Annotated in this window: 18 protein-coding genes; 15 read left to right on the plus strand and 3 right to left on the minus strand. The window is 66.1% G+C overall.

The genetic code is table 11. The features are described from left to right. The first annotated feature begins 8 nt into the window (after positions 1–8). From kdsA to truD, 8 genes are all read left to right on the plus strand, one after another. On the plus strand, positions 9–839 hold the full coding sequence (kdsA, locus tag WKB25_RS01505) for a 3-deoxy-8-phosphooctulonate synthase (protein ID WP_099820088.1): 831 nt from the start codon (positions 9–11) through the stop codon (positions 837–839). After that, positions 836–1183, plus strand: a complete 348-nt coding sequence (locus WKB25_RS01510; protein ID WP_340568305.1) for a hypothetical protein — start codon at positions 836–838, stop codon at positions 1181–1183. Before kdsA ends, WKB25_RS01510 begins: the two co-directional genes overlap by 4 nt. Then, positions 1183–1515: a hypothetical protein gene (locus WKB25_RS01515; RefSeq protein WP_340568306.1), complete on the plus strand. Its 333-nt coding sequence runs from the start codon at positions 1183–1185 to the stop codon at positions 1513–1515. Before WKB25_RS01510 ends, WKB25_RS01515 begins: the two co-directional genes overlap by 1 nt. 97 nt (positions 1516–1612) lie before the next feature. Continuing rightward, the gene (eno, locus tag WKB25_RS01520; RefSeq protein WP_176021100.1) at positions 1613–2905 is read left to right on the plus strand and encodes a phosphopyruvate hydratase; all 1293 of its coding nucleotides are present in this window, start codon (positions 1613–1615) and stop codon (positions 2903–2905) included. 4 nt (positions 2906–2909) lie between these two features. Then, positions 2910–3260, plus strand: coding sequence for a cell division protein FtsB (gene ftsB, locus WKB25_RS01525; RefSeq protein WP_340568308.1), 351 nt, complete (start codon positions 2910–2912; stop codon positions 3258–3260). Beyond that, positions 3257–3955 (plus strand): 2-C-methyl-D-erythritol 4-phosphate cytidylyltransferase, encoded by a 699-nt coding sequence (gene ispD, locus WKB25_RS01530; protein WP_340568310.1) that lies wholly within the window; start codon positions 3257–3259, stop codon positions 3953–3955. Before ftsB ends, ispD begins: the two co-directional genes overlap by 4 nt. A 34-nt stretch (positions 3956–3989) precedes the next feature. Then, positions 3990–4487, plus strand: coding sequence for a 2-C-methyl-D-erythritol 2,4-cyclodiphosphate synthase (gene ispF, locus WKB25_RS01535; protein WP_340568311.1), 498 nt, complete (start codon positions 3990–3992; stop codon positions 4485–4487). Next, the gene (gene truD / locus WKB25_RS01540; RefSeq protein WP_340568312.1) at positions 4484–5515 is read left to right on the plus strand and encodes a tRNA pseudouridine(13) synthase TruD; all 1032 of its coding nucleotides are present in this window, start codon (positions 4484–4486) and stop codon (positions 5513–5515) included. The genes ispF and truD overlap by 4 nt, the downstream gene beginning before the upstream one ends. Positions 5516–6062: 547 nt before the next feature. On the opposite strand, the gene WKB25_RS01545 is transcribed toward truD, so the two are convergent. Next, complete coding sequence (locus tag WKB25_RS01545; protein WP_099820096.1) at positions 6063–6602, minus strand: Smr/MutS family protein; 540 nt, start codon at positions 6600–6602, stop codon at positions 6063–6065. A 209-nt stretch (positions 6603–6811) separates the two neighbouring features. Between WKB25_RS01545 and surE the strand changes: the two genes are divergently transcribed. Genes surE through WKB25_RS01565 form a run of 4 tightly spaced genes read left to right on the plus strand, consistent with a single transcriptional unit; the run spans position 6812 to position 9681 of the window. Then, positions 6812–7591, plus strand: a complete 780-nt coding sequence (gene surE, locus WKB25_RS01550; protein WP_340568314.1) for a 5'/3'-nucleotidase SurE — start codon at positions 6812–6814, stop codon at positions 7589–7591. Further along, positions 7588–8265 carry a protein-L-isoaspartate(D-aspartate) O-methyltransferase gene (locus WKB25_RS01555; RefSeq protein ID WP_089240249.1) on the plus strand — a complete coding sequence of 226 codons (678 nt, stop codon included), beginning with the start codon at positions 7588–7590 and terminating at the stop codon, positions 8263–8265. Before surE ends, WKB25_RS01555 begins: the two co-directional genes overlap by 4 nt. Before the next feature lie 19 nt (positions 8266–8284). Beyond that, positions 8285–8899, plus strand: coding sequence for a DedA family protein (locus WKB25_RS01560; protein ID WP_025878907.1), 615 nt, complete (start codon positions 8285–8287; stop codon positions 8897–8899). Continuing rightward, complete coding sequence (locus tag WKB25_RS01565) at positions 8896–9681, plus strand: peptidoglycan DD-metalloendopeptidase family protein (protein ID WP_340568316.1); 786 nt, start codon at positions 8896–8898, stop codon at positions 9679–9681. The genes WKB25_RS01560 and WKB25_RS01565 overlap by 4 nt, the downstream gene beginning before the upstream one ends. A 117-nt stretch (positions 9682–9798) precedes the next feature. On the opposite strand, the gene WKB25_RS01570 is transcribed toward WKB25_RS01565, so the two are convergent. Next, on the minus strand, positions 9799–10173 hold the full coding sequence (locus WKB25_RS01570; RefSeq protein ID WP_340568318.1) for an Mth938-like domain-containing protein: 375 nt from the start codon (positions 10171–10173) through the stop codon (positions 9799–9801). A 12-nt stretch (positions 10174–10185) separates the two neighbouring features. Further along, a complete protein-coding gene (gene yhbY / locus WKB25_RS01575) occupies positions 10186–10491 on the minus strand; it encodes a ribosome assembly RNA-binding protein YhbY (protein WP_025878910.1) in 306 nt (101 codons plus the stop codon). A gap of 64 nt (positions 10492–10555) precedes the next feature. On the opposite strand from yhbY, the gene rlmE reads away from it, so the two are divergent. From rlmE to WKB25_RS01590, 3 genes are all read left to right on the plus strand, one after another. Then, the gene (gene rlmE / locus WKB25_RS01580) at positions 10556–11188 is read left to right on the plus strand and encodes a 23S rRNA (uridine(2552)-2'-O)-methyltransferase RlmE (RefSeq protein ID WP_100552143.1); all 633 of its coding nucleotides are present in this window, start codon (positions 10556–10558) and stop codon (positions 11186–11188) included. A 66-nt stretch (positions 11189–11254) separates the two neighbouring features. Further along, positions 11255–13192, plus strand: coding sequence for an ATP-dependent zinc metalloprotease FtsH (gene ftsH / locus WKB25_RS01585; RefSeq protein WP_340568320.1), 1938 nt, complete (start codon positions 11255–11257; stop codon positions 13190–13192). Positions 13193–13290: 98 nt separating this feature from the next. Beyond that, positions 13291–13476, plus strand: a complete 186-nt coding sequence (locus WKB25_RS01590; protein ID WP_100464731.1) for a hypothetical protein — start codon at positions 13291–13293, stop codon at positions 13474–13476. The last annotated feature ends 594 nt before the right edge of the window (positions 13477–14070 follow it).

Raw genomic sequence — 14070 nt, forward strand, 5'->3', positions numbered from 1 at the left:
GAAACGCCATGAAACTGTGTGGATTCGAGGTCGGGCTGGACCAGCCCCTGTTCCTGATCGCCGGCCCCTGCGTGATCGAGTCGATGCAGCTGCAGCTGGATACCGCCGGCAAGCTGAAGGAAGTGACCGACAAGCTCGGTGTGAACTTCATCTTCAAGTCCAGCTTCGACAAGGCCAACCGCACCTCCGGCACCGCCTTCCGTGGCCCGGGCATGGAAGAGGGCCTGAAGGTGCTGGCCGAGGTCAAGAAGCAGATCGGCGTGCCGGTGCTGACCGACGTGCACGAATACACCCCGATGGATGAAGTGGCCTCGGTGGTGGACGTGCTGCAGACCCCGGCGTTCCTGGTCCGCCAGACCGACTTCATCCGCAAGGTGTGCGCGGCCGGCAAGCCGGTCAACATCAAGAAGGGCCAGTTCCTGGCGCCGTGGGACATGAAGCCTGTCGTCGAGAAGGCCAAGGCCACCGGCAACGAGCAGATCATGGTCTGCGAGCGCGGCGCCAGCTTCGGCTACAACAACCTGGTCAGCGACATGCGTTCGCTGGCGGTGATGCGCGATACCGGCTGCCCGGTGGTGTTCGATGCCACCCATTCGGTACAGCTGCCGGGCGGGCAGGGCACCAGTTCCGGTGGCCAGCGCGAGCATGTGCCGGTACTGGCACGCGCCGCAGTTGCCGTGGGCATCTCCGGCCTGTTCGCCGAGACCCATCCGGACCCGTCCAAGGCGCTGTCCGATGGCCCCAACGCGTGGCCGCTGGACCAGATGGAAGCCCTGCTCGAGACCCTGATGGAGCTTGATGCGGTGACCAAGAAGCACGGCTTCTCGCGCTTCGCGTGAGCCAGCACCCGCAGGCGGCGCTGGAGATCCAGCGTCGTCGCCGGCACTGGCGGCAGTGGCCGTGGGGCCCGATCGCACTCGGTCTGGCCCTGCTCTCGGTATCGGGCGTATTCGCCATCGGCATGCTGTTCGGTGCCGGCATGCGCCCGTCCAGCGCCGGCGGCCCGGTAGTGAACCTGTTGCCCTTCGTCATCGCTCTGGCGGTGGCCGAAGTGCTGACCATTTCCGCAGGGTTCTTCGCCGCGGTGCTCGGCTGGCGTCTGAACCGGGGCAGGGTCACCGCTGCACTGGCGATGGTCCTGCTGTCGCTGTGGGCGGGCATCCTGATGCACGATCTGCTTTGATGAATACGACGCCTGAACTCTCGCCCAGCCGACCCTGGGGCCTGATCGCCCTGTTGCTGTCGGTGCTCGCCTGGGGCGCCTTGCTGCTGGGCGTGCTGGCCTTCGCCGCCAGCTTCCGTCCCCCGGGGGATGGCAACAACGGCGTGCAGGCCATGCAGTACTGGATGCTGGGCGCGCTGGTCACGCTGGTGCTGTCCTTCGTGGGCAGCCTGGTGGCGATGGTGATGGCCTGGCGACGGCGACGCGGAGCGGTGTGCGCGGCCATTGCCGGTGCGCTGCTGGTGATGCTGGTGTCGCTGCTGCTGATCGTGATCGGGTCCAGCTGGGGCTGATGCCACTCAGGCCATTTGGCAAGTGAGGGGTAGCCGGGGATAATCACGCGGCATTCGTTTTTGTCGCCCCCTCTCCATACAGGTAACCGGCCCGACCATGAGTACGATCCGCAGCATCCATGCCCGTGAAATCCTCGACAGCCGTGGCAACCCCACGCTGGAAGCCGAAGTCACCCTGGAGGACGGTTCGTTCGGTCGTGCCGCGGTTCCCTCCGGCGCATCGACCGGCACCAAGGAGGCGGTGGAGCTGCGTGACGGCGACAAGACCCGTTACCTCGGCAAGGGCGTGCGCAAGGCCGTCGACAATGTCAACGGCGCCATCGCCAATGCGCTGAAGGGCTTCGAGGCCACCGACCAGGCCGGCCTGGACCGTCGCCTGATCGATCTGGATGGCACCGAGAACAAGGGCCGCCTGGGCGCCAACGCACTGCTGGGTGTTTCCATGGCCGCCGCACATGCCGCTGCTGCCTCCAGCAAGCAGGCACTGTGGCAGTACCTGGCCGGCAAGACCGGCGCGACCCCGTCGCTGCCGGTGCCGATGATGAACATCATCAACGGCGGCGCGCACGCCGACAACAACGTCGATTTCCAGGAGTTCATGGTGCTGCCGGTCGGCTTCACCTCGTTCTCCGAGGCGCTGCGTGCCGGCACCGAAATCTTCCATTCGCTGAAGTCGGTGCTGAAGGGCCACGGCCTGAGCACGGCGGTGGGCGACGAAGGCGGCTTCGCGCCGGACTTCCGCAGCAACGTCGAAGCACTGGACACCATCCTCGAAGCCATCGGCAAGGCCGGCTACACCGCCGGTGAAGACGTGCTGCTGGGCCTGGACGTGGCCTCCAGCGAGTTCTTCGAGAACGGCAAGTACAATCTGGTCGGCGAGAACAAGCGCCTGACCTCCGAACAGTTCGTCGACTTCCTCGCCGACTGGGCCGCGCAGTACCCGATCATCACCATCGAAGACGGCCTGGCCGAGAACGACTGGGCGGGCTGGAAGCTGCTGACCGATCGCATCGGCAAGAAGGTGCAGCTGGTCGGCGACGATCTGTTCGTCACCAATCCGAAGATCTTCCAGGAAGGCATCGATTCGGGCACCGCCAACGCGATCCTGATCAAGGTCAACCAGATCGGCACCCTCAGCGAAACCCTGGAAGCGATCGCCATGGCTGACCGTGCCGGTTACGCCGCCGTGGTCTCGCACCGTTCCGGTGAAACCGAAGACACCACCATTGCCGATATCTCGGTGGCTACCACCGCCACCCAGATCAAGACCGGCTCGCTGTGCCGCAGCGATCGCGTGGCCAAGTACAACCAGCTGCTGCGCATCGAGGAAGCCCTCGGTGCCGGCGCGCGTTACGCGGGTCGTGACGCGTTCGTGTCGCTGAAGCGCTGAGCCGATGCGCGACTGGCGCTGGCTGCTGCTGTTGCTGGCCCTGCTGCTGGCATGGCTGCAGTACCGTTTCTGGTTCGGCCCGGGCAATTCGGGTGAAGTGATGATGCTCGAAGCCCAGGTCGCCAACCAGGAGCGGGACAATGACGGTCTGCAGCAGCGCAACGATGCGCTTGCTGCCGAAGTGAAGGACCTCAAGGAAGGCCAGTCCGCCATCGAAGAACGCGCGCGCAGCGAGCTGGGCATGATCAAGCCCGGCGAGAAGTTCTATCGCGTCGTGGAAGATGCACCCGTGCATCCGGCGCAGCCTGCGCCGGTCACGGCGCAGGCAGGTGACCATCCGGCGGATGTGCCATGAGCGCGGCGATCTGGGTGGTGGTTCCGGCCGCAGGGCGCGGCACGCGTTTTGGTGCGCCGTTGCCCAAGCAGTACCTGCAGGCGGGCGGGAAGACCCTGCTCGCCCACACTCTGGACGCCTTGCTGGCGCACCCGGCCGTGGCCGGGGCGATGGTGGTGATCGGCACGGACGATGCCGACTGGCCGGGCTGGACCGAGTGGGCCGGCAAGCCGGTGCTGAGCTGCACCGGGGGCGCCACCCGCGCCGCCTCGGTGCTGGCGGGACTGCAGGCCCTGCCGGACAGCGTGCGTGCCGACGAATTCGTGCTGGTGCACGACGCGGCGCGTCCGAACCTGTCGCAGGCCGATCTTGGCCGCCTGCTGGAAGTGGGCCGCACCGATCCGGTCGGCGCCATCCTGGCCGCGCCGGTACGCGACACGCTCAAGCGTGCTGGTGATGATGGCGGCATCGACGGCACCGAGCCGCGTGAGCGCCTGTGGCGTGCACTGACGCCGCAGCTGTTCCGCCGTCACCAGTTGATCCGTGCCTTGTCCGAAGCGGCATCCGCCGGTATCGACGTCACCGACGATGCCATGGCCATGGAGCGCCAGGGCCAGCGCCCGCTGCTGGTGGAAGGCAGCGAGGACAACTTCAAGGTCACCACCCCGGCCGATCTCGATCGTTTCGAATTCGTACTCTCCCGCCGCGCCGGCTGACCGCCCGCGCGGCCCTGCTGCAAGGGCTGCATCCATGAGCACCTCCCCGTTCCCGCCCGTCCGTATCGGCCAGGGCTACGACGTCCATGCCTTCGGTGAAGGCGACCACATCATGCTCGGCGGCGTTGCGGTACCGCACAGTTGCGGCGTACTTGCGCACAGCGACGGCGACGTGATCCTGCACGCGCTGTGCGACGCCATGCTCGGCGCGCTCGCGCTGGGCGACATCGGCCAGCACTTCCCGCCCAGCGATGACCGCTGGAAGGGTGCGGACAGCAGCGAGTTCGTGCGCCACTGCGACAGCCTGCTGCGCGCGCGCGGCTGGCGTCTCGGCAACACCGACATCACCGTGATCTGCGAGCGGCCCAAGGTCGGCCCGCATGCCCTGGCCATGCGCGAGCGCATCGGTGAACTGTTGCAGCTGCCGTTGGATGCGGTGAGCGTCAAGGCCACCACGTCCGAGAAGCTGGGCTTCACCGGGCGGGGCGAAGGCATCGCCGCGCAGGCCGTCGTTCTGCTGGTGGCGGCATGATTCCGTTGCCGCTCGCGTTCGGCGCGCCGCTGCTGCAGGCGCGCATCCGCACCACGCCGGAAGACTTCCAGGTCGATGAACTGCCGGCCTTCGAGGCCACCGGTGAAGGCGAGCACCTGCTGCTGCATATCCGCAAGCGCGGCGCGAACACGCTGCATGTGGCCAAGGTGCTGGCCAAGTGGGCGGGCCTGCCGGAAATGGCGGTCAGCTATGCCGGCATGAAGGATCGCAACGCGGTCACTACCCAGCGTTTCAGCGTGCATCTGCCCAAGCGCGTCGCGCCGGACCTGGCTGTGCTGGCCAGTGACGAGATCGAAGTGATCGAGTCCACTTGGCACAACCGCAAGCTGCAGCGCGGTGCGCTGGCCGGCAACCGCTTCAAGCTGGTGTTGCGCGATGTGCAGGGTGACGCCGCGGCAATCGACGCGCGCCTGCAGCAGATCGCCACGCGCGGCCTGCCGAACTGGTTCGGCGAGCAGCGCTTCGGTCGTGATGGCGGCAATGTGCCGGCCGCGCTGGCGATGTTCGGTGGCCGGCGCATGCGCAAGGACCAGCGTTCGCTGCTGTTGTCGGCCGCCCGTTCGGCGCTGTTCAACCGGGTGCTGGCCGCCCGCGTGGAGCACGGCAGCTGGGACCAGCCGCTGCAGGGCGAAGTGTGGATGCTGGATGGCAGCCGCAGTGTGTTCGGTCCGGAGCCCTACAGCGACGTGCTGGCCGAGCGCTTGGCGCGCTTCGACATCCATCCCAGCGCCCCGCTGTGGGGCGAGGGTGAGCTGCGCAGCACTGACGCCGCCCGTGAGTTGGAACTGGCTGCGCTGGATGATGATGAATCCAAGGCGCTGCGAGTAGGCCTGGAAGAGGCGCGGCTGAAGCAGGAGCGACGCGCGCTGCGGCTGCGTCCGGCACTGCTGCAGCATCAGTGGCTGGCCGCTGACGTGCTGGAGCTGTCCTTCGCGCTGCCGCCAGGTTGCTACGCCACGGCGGTCCTGCACGAGCTCGGCCCGGTCGAAGACGCTTCGCAGGCCTGAAAGGAAAAGGGGGCGGCGGCGAAGAGCATCCACGCATGGCGTGGATCTACTTTCCTCCGCTCGCCGTAGCAGATCCACGCCATGCGTGGATGGGCCGTCAGTAGATCCACGCCATGCGTGGATGGCCGTCAGCAGATCCACGCCATGCGTGGATGGCCGTCAGTAGATCCACGCCACGCGTGGATGGCCGTCAGCAGATCCACGCCATGCGTGGATGGCCGTCAATAGATCCACGCCATGCGTGGATGGCCGTTAGTAGATCCACGCCATGCGTGGATGGCCGTCAATAGATCCACGCCATGCGTGATGGGCCGTTAGTAGATCCACGCCATGCGTGGATGGCCGTCAATAGATCCACGCCATGCGTGGATGGCCGTCAGTAGATCCACGCCATGCGTGGATGGCCGTCAGTAGATCCACGCCATGCGTGGATGGGCCGTTAGTAGATCCACGCCATGCGTGGATGGCCGTCAGTAGATCCACGCCATGCGTGGATGGGCCGTCAGCAGATCCACGCCATGCGTGGATGAATCCCACCGGCAAAACGTCAGCGCCGCGCCAGCAGCACCAGCACTGCGCCGGTCCCGCCTTGCCCGGTCGGGGCGGAATGGAACGCCAGCACGTCGTTGCGCAGGCGCAGCAGCCGATCCACCAGGTTCTTCAACACGGGCGCACTGCCATCGGACTGCAGGCCCTTGCCGTGGATGATGCGCACGCAGCCGTACTCGTGGGCATGCGCCTCCAGCAGGAACTGGCGCAGCATCGCCTCGGCCTGCGCGGCAGTGGCGCCATGCAGGTCCAGTTCGTCCTGCACCGAGTACTGCCCGCGCTTCAAGCGCTGGAACAGACGTGGCGGCAGATTGTCTCGCCGATAGCTGGCAACGTCGCCGGCTTCGAGGGGAGCGTTGTCGCGCAGCAGCCGGGCGAACTCACCGGCAGCTTCTGCATCGTCGCGCTCGGCCATGCGCGCGCGCGGCTTGGGGCGCGGCGCGGCAGGCGCGGGCTCTACTTCCTTGCGCAGCGGCGTCACTTCGCCGATGGCTGCACGGAACAAGGCAGCCGGATCTTCGTCTTCAGGGTGGGACATGCGCACAGGTTAAACCGGCTGCGCGGGTCTGCCTATGACCGTTGGATGTCGGCCGTGACCGCAGACAGGGTAGGACCCAGCGCCCGCTTGCGGCACAATAGTCGGCGCACTTGCGGAGCTGCCTCCTCCCTGGAGGAGACGGGTCGGCTTCGCCCACGTTGCAAGGTGACGGGATCGAATTCTTGGAAAATCAAGCGGTTAAATCGAAGATGCGCATCCTGGTCAGCAATGATGACGGTGTCGACGCGGCAGGCATCCGGATGCTTGCCTCGGTGCTGCGCGAGGCCGGGCACGAAGTCACGGTGGTCGCACCCGACCGCGATCGCTCCGGCGCCAGCAATTCGCTGACCCTGGATCTGCCGATCCGGCTCAAGCGCATCGACCACTACACCGTGTCGGTGGCCGGTACGCCTACCGACTGCGTGCACCTCGCGTTGACCGGCCTGCTGGAGTTCGAGCCTGACATTGTCGTGTCCGGTATCAACAATGCCGCCAACCTCGGCGACGACGTGATCTATTCCGGCACCGTGTCGGCGGCAATGGAAGGTCGTTTCCTCGGCCTGCCCGCAGTCGCAGTGTCGCTGGTGTCCCGCAACCACGATCCGAAGCATTTCGAGACGGCGGCGCGTGCCGCGGTGGAGATCGTTGCCCGGCTGAAGGCCGATCCGCTGCCGGCCGACACCATTCTCAACGTCAATGTGCCGGACCTGCCGTGGAGCGAGGTCAAGGGCTTCGAAGTCACCCGCCTGGGCAACCGCCATCGCGCCGAAGGCTGCATCGCGCAGAAGGATCCGCGCGGCAACGAGGTGTACTGGATCGGTCCGGCCGGCCGCGAGCAGGACTCCGGCCCGGGCACTGATTTCCATGCGGTGCGCACCGGCCACATTTCGATCACCCCGATCCAGGTCGACCTGACCCGCTACCAGGCGCTGGAAAAGGTCGCCAGCTGGGTCGGCGGCCTTACCGCCGCGCTGGACCAGCCGGCATGAGCCCACGCTTGCGCCTGCAGCCGGAAGCGGTCGGCATCGGCATGACTTCGCAACGCGTGCGCGACCGCCTGGTCGACCGCCTGCGCGAGGCCGGCATCGTCGACGAGTCGACGCTGAACGCGATCCGGGTAGTGCCACGTCATCTGTTCATCGACGAGGCCCTGGCCTCGCGCGCGTATGAAGACACCGCGCTGCCGATCGGCCACGGCCAGACCATTTCGCAGCCGTGGGTGGTCGCGCGGATGACCGAGGCCGTGCTGCAGGTGGCGCCGAAGAAGGTACTCGAAGTGGGTACCGGTTCTGGCTACCAGGCGGCGGTGCTTGGTGCGCTGGGGCTGGAGGTCTATACCGTCGAGCGCATCGGCGACCTGCTGCGGCAGGCGCGCAAGCGTTTCCGTGCACTGGGCATGAACATCCGCACCAAGCACGATGACGGCCGCGTTGGCTGGGCCGAGCATGGCCCGTTCGACGCCATCGTGGTCACCGCCGCCGCACCGGCCCTGGTCGATGCCCTGGTCGAACAGCTGGCCGAAGGTGGCCGCCTGGTCGCCCCGGTCGGTGGCGCGGGCGCACAGTCGCTGGTGCAGCTTGACCGCAAGGACGACGGCAGCATCGAACAACGCGTGCTGGCGCCGGTCACGTTCGTGCCGCTGCTGTCTGGCATGCTCGATTGAATCCACGGAGCAGGGTCGCATGAAGATTTTCGGGCCGCTGTACGAGCGGGCGATGAAGTGGGCCGCGCACGAGCGCGCGCCGACCTATCTGATGGTGCTGAGCTTTTTCGAAGCCATCATCTTCCCGGTGATGCCGGAAGTGATGCTGGCGCCGATGTGCGTGGCCCAGCCCAAGCGCGGCTGGTGGTTCGCCACCCTCAGCCTGGCCGGCTCGATGGTCGGCGCGCTGATCGGTTACGCGCTGGGCCACTACGCATTCGAGGCGGTCAAGCCGGTGTTCGAGGCGCTGGGCATGCTGCCGGCGATCGAGCAGGGCATCGCTACCGTGCAGGCCAAGATGGTGGAGTCGCCCTGGGCGGTGTTCACCTTCCTGGTGCTCGGCGGCTTCATGCCGATTCCGATGAAGGTCTTCACGTGGGCATCGGGTATCGTCGGCGTGCCGATGCCGCAGTACCTGTTGAGCATGTTGATCGGTCGTGGCAAGCGCGTGTTCGTGCTGGCCGCGGTCATCCGTATCGGTGGTGCGCGCGCCGAAGCAGCGCTGCGCCGATGGATTGAACCGCTGGGCTGGATCGCCACCGCGTTGGTGGTGGTGCTGATCGCCTGGCTTGTATGGAGGTCGAAGTTCGCATGAGTGCAGATCGTCTGAGCAAGGGAGTGCGCATCGGCGCACTGGCGTTGTTGGTATCCACCCTGGCCGCCTGTGGCACCGCCACCGTGGTCCGGCCCAGTGGCAGTGGCGGCAGTGGCGTCAGCACGCCGAAGACGTCGGTGCCCAAGCCGGGGCAGACGGTGGTCGTGCGCAAGGGCGACACCATCTACGCACTGGCCCGCATCCACGACATCACCCCGGCCGACCTGATCGCCTGGAACAACCTGGAGAACCCGTCGACCATCTACCCCGGGCAGGTGATCCGCCTGTATCCGGCCGGGTCCGGTGGCGGCCGTGCGCCGACCACCGTGGTCACCGCGCCGCGTCCGGGTGGCAGCGCATCTGGCGGCAGCACCGCGCCGACGCCGGGTCCGGCCGGTCCGGTCAAGAGCAACATCGCCTGGCGCTGGCCGGCCGATGGCGCAGTCGTTGGCCGCTACGTGGCCGGCGACGCGACCAAGCAGGGTGTGGACATCGCCGGCACCAGCGGCGCGCCGGTGAAGGCTACGGCCAACGGCGTGGTGGTGTATTCCGGTGCCGGCCTGGTCGGCTATGGCGAGCTGATCATCATCAAGCACAGCGACCAGTGGCTGTCAGCCTATGGCCACAACCGCAAGCGCTTGGTCAATGAAGGGCAGAGCGTAAAGGCAGGCGAGCAGATCGCCGAGATGGGCCGTACCGGTGCCAACCGGGACATGCTGCACTTCGAGATCCGCTACAACGGCAAGCCGGTCGACCCGCAGCAGTACCTGCCGGCGAAGTGATCGGATATTCGCCTTCCGGGCGGATCCCCGGCCCGGCGCAGCGCGCCGGGCGTTCACCCGTTACAACGGCTGGCGTGATCCAGGGTAGCGCCGGGCCATGCCCGGCGGCTTCAGGCCTCAGCCTTCCAGAATGAAGGCGGCCGCCACCTTGCGGCCTTCGCCGGCAAGGATGTTGAAGGTGCGCGCGGCAGCCGGATTGTTCATCACTTCCAGGCCGATACCGCGCGACAGGCAGGCGGCCATCACAACCGCCGGCGGGAACGCCTGGCGCTCTCCGGTGCCGAGCAGTATCAACGCCGGCTTCAGTGCCAGGATCGGCTCCAGGTCAGCCACCTGCAGCGCCGCGACGTCGGTCACCGGCCACTGCTCGACCAGCTGGTCCGGGGTCAGGAAGAAGCTGTGGCCCAGAACGCGATCATTGACCCGTGCCGAGCGACCATCCGCGGCGCGCAGGCTGTAGGCGTAGTCGGGCAGTTCGTGGTTCAGCTGCATGGCAGGGACCGATCAGCCGCGCGGCAGCACGATCTGGCGGTGTTCCTTGCTCGGGCGATACAGCACGGCCACATGGCCGATACGCTGCACCAGTGCGCTGTCGGTAGCCTGCACGATCTCGCCGATCATCACGTCGCGGGCGTCACGGTCTTCGGCGGCAACCTTCACCTTGACCAGTTCGTGGCGCTCCAGCACTTCGTTCAGCTCGGTCAGGAAGGCCGGCGTGACGCCCTTGCCGCCGGTCTGCAGCAGGGCCTTCAGGTCGTGGGCTTGGCCGCGCAGGAAACGGGTCTGGGAAGGGGTCAAGGCAGTGGGCATGCAGAAAACACGGTTGAATGGGACGATCAGGGTATCATGGCGACCCCATCAGCCCCTATTTCCAATGGCTACCCGCAGCAAAAGCAGCCAGCGCTGGCTCAAGGAACATTTCTCCGATCCCTTCGTGAAGAAGGCCCAGGCCGAAGGCATGCGCTCCCGTGCGGCCTACAAGCTCGAAGAACTGCTCGAACGTGACCGGTTGCTGAAGCCGCACATGGTGGTGGTCGACCTCGGCGCGGCCCCGGGTGGCTGGTCTCAGCAGGTTCGGAGACAGATTGGCGACACTGGCCGCGTGCTGGCCCTGGACATTCTGGACATGCCGCCACTGGCCGGCGTGGAGTTCCTTCATGGTGACTTCAGGGAAGAAACCGTCCTATCGGAGTTTGAAGCCATGCTCGGGGATCAGCCGGTAGACCTTGTGCTGTCGGACATGGCCCCCAATAAGAGTGGTGTGGGCGCGGTCGACCAGCCGCGGATGATGCACCTGGCGGAGCTGGCCATGGATTTTGCCGACAACCATCTCAAGACCGGTGGGGCATTCCTGATCAAGCTGTTCCAGGGCGAAGGCTTTGACGACTACGTGCGCGACATGCGCCGCCGGTACGACAAGGTCTCCATCCGCAAGCCGGAAGCCTCGCGCAAGCGCTCTCCCGAGGTGTATGCCTTGGGTCAGGGAAAACGCGCCCACATGAAGTAAGCTCGACCCCGTAAGTTCGACCCCAACGCAACGCCAGCACTAAGAGGAACACCGGAGCCAATGAGGATGAACGACTTGACCAAGAACCTCCTGCTATGGGTGGTCGTCGCCGTCGTGCTGATGGTGGTCTTCCAGAGCTTCTCGCCCAAGACCTCGGGGGCCGGGGCGCAGGGCGCTTCGTACTCGCAGTTCCTGGACCAGGTGGACACCGGTAACGTGCAGAAGGTTGCCTTCGGCGGCGATACGCGCGGCGGTACCAGCCAGATCACCTACACCACCCGTGGTGGACAGTCGTCCACCATCACCGCACCGTTCGATCGCGACCTGATCAACGTGCTGCGTACCAAGAATGTCGAGATCGTGCAGGAAGAGCCGTCCAGCGGTATCTCCCTTGGTGCGATCCTGATGAATTTCCTGCCGGTCATCCTGATCATCGGCTTCTGGTTGTTCATAATGCGGCAGATGCAGGGCGGTGGCGGCGGTGCCAAGGGCGCGATGTCCTTCGGCAAGTCGCGCGCCAAGCTGCAGGGCGAAGACCAGATCAAGGTCACCTTCGCCGATGTTGCCGGTTGCGACGAGGCCAAGGAAGAGGTCGGCGAACTGGTCGATTTCCTGCGTGACCCGTCCAAGTTCACCAAGCTCGGCGGCAAGATCCCGCGCGGCGTGCTGATGGTCGGCCCTCCGGGTACCGGCAAGACGCTGCTGGCCAAGGCGATCGCCGGTGAAGCCAAGGTGCCGTTCTTCTCGATCTCCGGTTCGGACTTCGTGGAAATGTTCGTCGGCGTCGGCGCCAGCCGAGTGCGCGACATGTTCGAGCAGGCCAAGAAGCACGCGCCGTGCATCATCTTCATCGATGAAATCGACGCCGTCGGTCGCCACCGTGGTGCCGGCCTGGGTGGCGGTCATGATGAGCGCGAGCAGACCCTGAACCAGCTGCTGGTCGAGATGGACGGTTTCGAAGGCGGCGAAGGTGTGATCGTGATCGCCGCCACCAACCGTCCGGACGTGCTGGACCCGGCGCTGCTGCGTCCGGGCCGCTTCGACCGCCAGGTGGTGGTCGGCCTGCCGGACGTGAAGGGCCGCGAGCACATCCTCAAGGTGCACATGCGCAAGCTGCCGCTGGCTGACGACGTCGTGCCGATGGTGATCGCTCGTGGTACCCCGGGCTTCTCCGGTGCCGACCTGGCCAACCTCTGCAACGAGGCCGCCCTGTTCGCCGCCCGTGGCAACGAGAAGGAAGTCCGCATGGACCACTTTGATCGTGCCCGCGACAAGATCCTGATGGGCGCCGAGCGCCGCTCGATGGCCATGAGCGAGGAGGAGAAGACCCTCACCGCTTACCACGAAGCCGGTCACGCCATCGTCGGCCGCCTGGTGCCCGAGCATGACCCGGTCTACAAGGTCACCATCATCCCGCGCGGCCGTGCGCTGGGCGTGACCATGTACCTGCCGGAGGGCGACAAGTACTCGATCAACCGCGTGGCGATCAACTCGCAGCTGTGCTCGCTGTATGGCGGTCGCGTCGCCGAAGAACTGATCTTCGGGCAGGACAAGGTCACCACCGGTGCCTCCAACGACATCGAGCGTGCCACCAAGATGGCCCGCAACATGGTCACCAAGTGGGGCCTGTCGGAGACCCTCGGCCCGATCGCCTACGGTGAAGAGGACGATGAAGTGTTCCTCGGCCGTTCGGTCACCCAGCACAAGAGCGTGTCCAACGACACTGCGCGCCGCATCGATGAGGAAGTGCGCAGCATCCTGGACAAGGCCTATGCCCGGACCACCGAGCTGCTGACCGCCAACGTCGACAAGCTGCATGCGATGACCCAGCTGCTGCTGCAGTACGAAACCATCGACGCGCCGCAGATCGACGCCATCATGGAAGGCCGCGATCCGCCGCCGCCGATGGGTTGGACCAAGTCGAGCAAGGATGATGGCGGCAATGACAAGGGTGGCGACGCCCGTCCGCTGCCGCCGATCGCCGGTCCGGCCGAATCGATCTGACGGCCTGCCGTACGCAACGCAAGACGAGGCCGGGGCAACCCGGCCTTGTTGTTTCCGGGCCCCGGCCCATCCGATCCCGACAGTCTGCTGGAGTCCGCATGTCCGCCCCCAAGCCTGAACCGATTTCCCATACTGCCGAGATGGTGATCGCCACCGTGGTCGGCGTCGCTGTTGGCCTGACCGTGGACAATCTGCTGCTGGGCTGTGGCGTGGGCATCGCAGTGGGCATCCTGCTGAGCATCATCAAGACGCTGTACGTAGACCGGAAGCGTCGGCGCAAGTAGGGTTTTGCGGCAGGGCTGCGCCCTGCACCCGCAGAAGCCACAGCAACGGCCGAAGCAACGGCAACAGCCGAAGCAACGGCCGAAGCAACGGCAACAGCTGGGCTTCCTGGGGATGGCGGGGCGATGTCGGATTGCGGGGACGCCGTAAACCCCCAGACCTGCCCAGCCGCTGGCGGCTGTGCGTTCGGGCGCTTGCGAAGCAGTGCTTCGCAAGCAAAGCGCCCTCACCCATGGAGGCTTGGCCGCGGCATCCATGCCGCGGACACCTCGCAATCCGACACCGCCCCGCCTTCGACGATGCCCCGGTGCTGTTGGGCTGCTGTTGGTAGGTGTCGACCTTGGTCGACACGTAGATCCACGCCATGCGTGGATGCTCTTCGTTCAATTGTCGACATATTCGATTCCGATGGAGATTCATCCACGCATGGCGTGGATCTACTGGCCACCTGAAAACTGTCGAAGGCGGGGCACTGTGGGTTTGCGGGGTGTGAGCCGCATGGATGCGGCGACCAAGCCTCCATGGACGGATTCACGGCGTCCCCGCAAACCCACAGTGCCCCGCCATCCCACGGAATGCCGCTGTTGCTGTTGCTC

It is taken from the genome of Stenotrophomonas sp. G106K1 (genome assembly GCF_037969685.1).
GTDB lineage: Bacteria > Pseudomonadota > Gammaproteobacteria > Xanthomonadales > Xanthomonadaceae > Stenotrophomonas > Stenotrophomonas lactitubi.

What these genes read in the sequence shown, in the direction of transcription:
- ispD (WP_340568310.1), top strand. Translation starts at nt 3,257, where the DNA reads ATGAGCGCGGCGATCTGGGTGGTGGTTCCGGCCGCAGGGCGCGGCACG.
- WKB25_RS01555 (WP_089240249.1), top strand. Translation starts at nt 7,588, where the DNA reads ATGAGCCCACGCTTGCGCCTGCAGCCGGAAGCGGTCGGCATCGGCATG.
- WKB25_RS01560 (WP_025878907.1), top strand. Translation starts at nt 8,285, where the DNA reads ATGAAGATTTTCGGGCCGCTGTACGAGCGGGCGATGAAGTGGGCCGCG.
- ftsB (WP_340568308.1), top strand. Translation starts at nt 2,910, where the DNA reads ATGCGCGACTGGCGCTGGCTGCTGCTGTTGCTGGCCCTGCTGCTGGCA.
- kdsA (WP_099820088.1), top strand. Translation starts at nt 9, where the DNA reads ATGAAACTGTGTGGATTCGAGGTCGGGCTGGACCAGCCCCTGTTCCTG.
- ftsH (WP_340568320.1), top strand. Translation starts at nt 11,255, where the DNA reads ATGAACGACTTGACCAAGAACCTCCTGCTATGGGTGGTCGTCGCCGTC.
- ispF (WP_340568311.1), top strand. Translation starts at nt 3,990, where the DNA reads ATGAGCACCTCCCCGTTCCCGCCCGTCCGTATCGGCCAGGGCTACGAC.
- WKB25_RS01565 (WP_340568316.1), top strand. Translation starts at nt 8,896, where the DNA reads ATGAGTGCAGATCGTCTGAGCAAGGGAGTGCGCATCGGCGCACTGGCG.
- WKB25_RS01545 (WP_099820096.1), bottom strand. Translation starts at nt 6,602, where the DNA reads ATGTCCCACCCTGAAGACGAAGATCCGGCTGCCTTGTTCCGTGCAGCC.
- yhbY (WP_025878910.1), bottom strand. Translation starts at nt 10,491, where the DNA reads ATGCCCACTGCCTTGACCCCTTCCCAGACCCGTTTCCTGCGCGGCCAA.
- rlmE (WP_100552143.1), top strand. Translation starts at nt 10,556, where the DNA reads ATGGCTACCCGCAGCAAAAGCAGCCAGCGCTGGCTCAAGGAACATTTC.
- eno (WP_176021100.1), top strand. Translation starts at nt 1,613, where the DNA reads ATGAGTACGATCCGCAGCATCCATGCCCGTGAAATCCTCGACAGCCGT.
- truD (WP_340568312.1), top strand. Translation starts at nt 4,484, where the DNA reads ATGATTCCGTTGCCGCTCGCGTTCGGCGCGCCGCTGCTGCAGGCGCGC.
- WKB25_RS01570 (WP_340568318.1), bottom strand. Translation starts at nt 10,173, where the DNA reads ATGCAGCTGAACCACGAACTGCCCGACTACGCCTACAGCCTGCGCGCC.
- WKB25_RS01590 (WP_100464731.1), top strand. Translation starts at nt 13,291, where the DNA reads ATGTCCGCCCCCAAGCCTGAACCGATTTCCCATACTGCCGAGATGGTG.
- WKB25_RS01515 (WP_340568306.1), top strand. Translation starts at nt 1,183, where the DNA reads ATGAATACGACGCCTGAACTCTCGCCCAGCCGACCCTGGGGCCTGATC.
- surE (WP_340568314.1), top strand. Translation starts at nt 6,812, where the DNA reads ATGCGCATCCTGGTCAGCAATGATGACGGTGTCGACGCGGCAGGCATC.